Source organism: Skermanella sp., assembly GCF_059503625.1.
Genome location: NZ_JCACHA010000144.1, coordinates 1 through 3720, shown reverse-complemented (window position 1 = coordinate 3720; position 3720 = coordinate 1). Strand labels below are relative to the sequence as shown.

At 61.5% G+C, this 3720-nt stretch carries 5 protein-coding genes; 3 read left to right on the top strand and 2 right to left on the bottom strand.

Annotated features, from left to right (window positions below):
• On the bottom strand, nt 1-210 hold a 210-nt coding region (locus AC5JJ6_RS04030), incomplete at its 3' end, for a hypothetical protein (protein WP_496040812.1).
• 260 nt (nt 211-470) lie between these two features.
• Between AC5JJ6_RS04030 and AC5JJ6_RS04025 the strand changes: the two genes are divergently transcribed.
• On the top strand, nt 471-743 hold the full coding sequence (locus tag AC5JJ6_RS04025) for a ribbon-helix-helix domain-containing protein (protein ID WP_496040811.1): 273 nt from the start codon (nt 471-473) through the stop codon (nt 741-743).
• Nucleotides 730-1077 (top strand): hypothetical protein, encoded by a 348-nt coding sequence (locus AC5JJ6_RS04020; RefSeq protein WP_496040810.1) that lies wholly within the window; start codon nt 730-732, stop codon nt 1075-1077. Before AC5JJ6_RS04025 ends, AC5JJ6_RS04020 begins: the two co-directional genes overlap by 14 nt.
• Nucleotides 1078-1348: 271 nt before the next feature.
• On the opposite strand, the gene AC5JJ6_RS04015 is transcribed toward AC5JJ6_RS04020, so the two are convergent.
• Entirely contained in the window at nt 1349-2851 is a 1503-nt protein-coding gene (locus AC5JJ6_RS04015) for a cation:proton antiporter (protein WP_496040809.1), read from the bottom strand.
• 313 nt (nt 2852-3164) lie between these two features.
• Here AC5JJ6_RS04015 and AC5JJ6_RS04010 point away from each other — a divergent pair, with 313 nt between their 5' ends.
• Nucleotides 3165-3476: a hypothetical protein gene (locus AC5JJ6_RS04010; RefSeq protein WP_496040808.1), complete on the top strand. Its 312-nt coding sequence runs from the start codon at nt 3165-3167 to the stop codon at nt 3474-3476.
• Nucleotides 3477-3720: the final 244 nt, after the last annotated feature.

The window sequence follows — 3720 nt, the reverse complement described above, 5'->3', positions numbered from 1 at the left end:
GCCGCAGAAGCACAGACACCAGATCGCCATGATCGCCTTGCGCAGCGCCGCCCCGGTGAGCGAAGGCTTCGGTCCCGAACGCGTCGGCTTCGTGCCGTCCGCCTCCATCACTGCGAGTTCCGCCAGAACGTCATCCACGAAGGCATCGACGTCACTGAAAGCATCCCAGGACGCCGGAGAAGTCCTGGCGGTTCTGACGGCGGTACCCATATGCTGCTGGCTCGGTGGCTGTTGACGACGACCCCGACATAGCCCGCCAATCTCCCACGCGTCAGCCCTCTTTCAGCTCAAAGTAGCATCCCGGTCGGCACAGGACGGCACGCTCCGTCTGCAAACAAGCTCTGAAGGTCGATCACGGCACGTCCTGACGGAATCAGCCGCAGGACGATGCCTTTGGGGCAACCATCCTGCGGTGAGGTGCACCTTGACGTCAGTGCTACTGAGTGGTATCAGCTTTCCAGGAGGTGAGCATGACGGTCAAGACGTCGATCTCTTTGACGGACGAACAGGAATCATACGCCCGAAGCCTTGTGAATGCCGGTCGTTATTCCAGTCTCAGCGCAGTGCTCCAGCAAGGGCTCGAAATGCTCAGGCGCGATAATGAAACGCGAGATGCAGAGATTGCCGGCTTGCGGGCACTGATCGACCAGCGTCGCTCGGCAGGTTTCGTCTCTCTCGAGGAAAGCGAGCGGGAGATCGATGCGATGCTCGAGAGGAAGAGACGGGATCGTGCCGCTCTATAATGTCCTTCCGGCCAGAGGTGTCGTACGGGACTTCACGTTGATTGAAGATTTCCTCTTCAAGACCTACCGGGATCTGGGGGACGATCCCGAGGAAGCGGGCGGTCGTGCGGCCGCCCGAATTAAGGCGGCCCGTGCCTACATGCGAACGTTCGAGAGGAACCCCCATCGGGGCACCGAACATCCCGAAATCCGGCCGGGTGTGCGCACAGTGACCAAGGAGAAATTCATTTGCTATTTCGAGATCAATGAGACCGAGTCCGAAGTGATGATTTTCGCCGTCTTTTTCGGAGGAGAAGATCACCGACAGAAAATTATCGACCGGCTCCAGACCTGATCCGAACAGCCCCTCCTATCGGGAGCGTCGAGAGAAGCCATGGGGCTCCTCCATCAGTGTCAGCGCAACGATGGTGCCTCAGACCTCGTCGCTCCATAGCTTCTCTCGACGCTCCCCTCGCATGATGCTGCTAAATCGCGTCCAGTTAGAAATCTGTAGTGCCGGCCTACCAAGGCCGCCCGGAGGCCGAAGATCTAAATCGGAGTCTACGGATTCCTAACTTGAATCCGCCCCCCTATTACCGCTCTTCGGCGGCTGATCGAAAGGCCATTCACGGATTTGGCGCCCCTGCGCCCGGCAGGGCGCTCTTCTCGGCCGCTCGTGATCGCAGGTCGGTTTCGCGCAGCATCTTTCGCAGAATCTCGTCGCCGATGCTGTTGTCTTCCCGCAACCGCAACAGGGCCATGCGTTCGGCATCGAAGCCGTTGACCGGCGTGCTCTGCTCTGAATCGCCGATCGGGTGGGCTTCCCTCATGGCCCGCTCCGCCGTTTTCTCTTCCCGCTTCTCCTCCTCTTCCACCCCAAGCTCCGCACGGCGAACGGCTGGCCGCAGTGTCAGTCCCTGCACGACGATCGAACCGACGATGGTGAGAGCCGTCATGACGAGGATGAGATCGCGCTCGGCGAACGGGCGACCGTCAGGCAAGGCCGCGGGGAGCGACAGTGCCAGGACCAATCCGACTATGGAGCGTGTCGATGCCCATGTCATGACGCCCGCCGCCGCAGCCCTGGTCGTGCCGGACTGATCTTTCTGATCCGCCAATACCCGGTTCACCGGTGGCATGAGCGTAGTTACGAGGCCGGCCGCATACTGTACGGTCAGCACGATCGCAAGCAAGCCTCCGGCGCTGGCCGCCACCTGAAGGAAGGGCCATTCGCCCAGTGCCTTCATGGCAACCGGCATCGACCATCCGGCCAGGAAGAACAGTGCCGCTGACAGCATCAGGCTGGCCTGCTCCCAGAACGCCATCGAGGTGATCCGGGCTTCCGACGTGGACCGCGGTGCCCCGGTTTCTCTGTCTATGCGCACGGCGGAGACCACCAGCGCCGCCGTCATGATGACGACGGCGACGGAGAGGTCGAGCTCCTGGGCTACGACCGCCCCAAGGTAGGGCGTTGCCAGGGAGATGGCGATCTCGACCGGCGCTGGATCGGCCCGCTCGCGAAGCCATACGACGGCGCGGCCTATGGTCGCTCCGGCAACCGCTCCTCCAGCGAGATCGTAGGCGAAGCTGCCGAGGATCGTGACCGTGTCGGGCAATCCTTGGGACAGAGCCTTGATGGCCAGCGCGAAAGCGGAAAGCGCCACGATCCTGGAAACCATCTCCCGCGTCTTGAGCGCGTCGGCGATCGCCCGCGGAACATGGGGTCTGCCTTTCGCTTCGTGGAAGAGCCGGGTGTCGAAAACCGAAATGGTGATCGCGATCAGAAGGGCGCTGACCGGTGGCAATCCGGGAAGCAGGTACAGGACGCCGGTCGCGGCGGCGGCGATCGTGCCCAGAGTCAGGACAAAGCCGAGCAGCACGCCCGGAATCAGTGTGAAGCGGAGCAGGTGGAATGAGACGCGGACGGTCGCGGCATAGATGACCGGCGGCAGAAACAGGCCTATGATCAGTTGCGGATCGACGCTCATGGGTGGCAGTCCAGGGATGAAGGCAGCCGCAGCACCCATGGCGAAAAGTGCCAGGGAGGTCGGAATTCCGAGCAGGTGGCTCAGTCCCATGGCCGGGCCGACTGCGGCTATGAGCAGCGCAATGAATTCCAGCTGAGTCACTGTTCTCTCCTCATCGAAAAGCCCGTCACGACGGCCTTGTTTGAACCTCGCGGTACGGCCACAACAGGGTGATTCCGGGAGAGTCCCGTGAGCAGGGCTGTTCAGTTCTCGCTGTGGGATGCGACATGTGAGTGCGCTGTTGAAGTTGACGGCATCGCGACGTCGAACGGGCTTCTATTCGGCCCCGAGGAGAAGCCCGCTTCTTGGGGGCCGGGAGAAGTCACACCGTCCATGGCTAACTGGATGGCAGGGCTATTTGACGATGCGCCGGTCCATGATACCGTCACGGCCCAACAAATACGGGGAAACGTTCATGGCCGATCGTGATCTCGAAGCCGTCCGCAGGGCAATAGAGCAGCACGACAACTTCGCTTTTCCCTTGGACGCGGTATCGTTGGATGCCGGCGACGGACCAATGTCGGTGGCCGACCGAGCAACCTTCGGGATGGAGAATGTCACCCAGGACCTGGAAGTGGCAACCCGGGTCGCCAGCGGTGCTGGGGTCTATCGCGACCGCCGGGGCAGTCTATGGGTCGCCCACGACAACTCCCATGCTCAACAGGACGAATACCTGATGGAGTATGTCGGAAACCTTGACGATTTGAACGTGCCTTTGAAGGACTGACGTCCCGGTGTCCTTCGTATGCTCTAGCCGACAGGGAGACTGTCAAAGGAATGGGGGAGGTGTGCTAGGCAAGCTATGACCAGCCGTACGTTTCGGCGGCTGGGGAATGGGGATGAAGTTGGTTTTACGCTTGGTCGAAACCGGGATCGATGGTTCGAGCCGCAGTGTCGACGTGCTGGAGATCGTGAGCCGGCGTGATCCTGGCGACATCGCGGCCCTGGGCATAACCCTGTCGCAGGGCAAG

What these genes read in the sequence shown, in the direction of transcription:
- AC5JJ6_RS04025 (WP_496040811.1), top strand. Translation starts at nt 471, where the DNA reads ATGACGGTCAAGACGTCGATCTCTTTGACGGACGAACAGGAATCATAC.
- AC5JJ6_RS04010 (WP_496040808.1), top strand. Translation starts at nt 3,165, where the DNA reads ATGGCCGATCGTGATCTCGAAGCCGTCCGCAGGGCAATAGAGCAGCAC.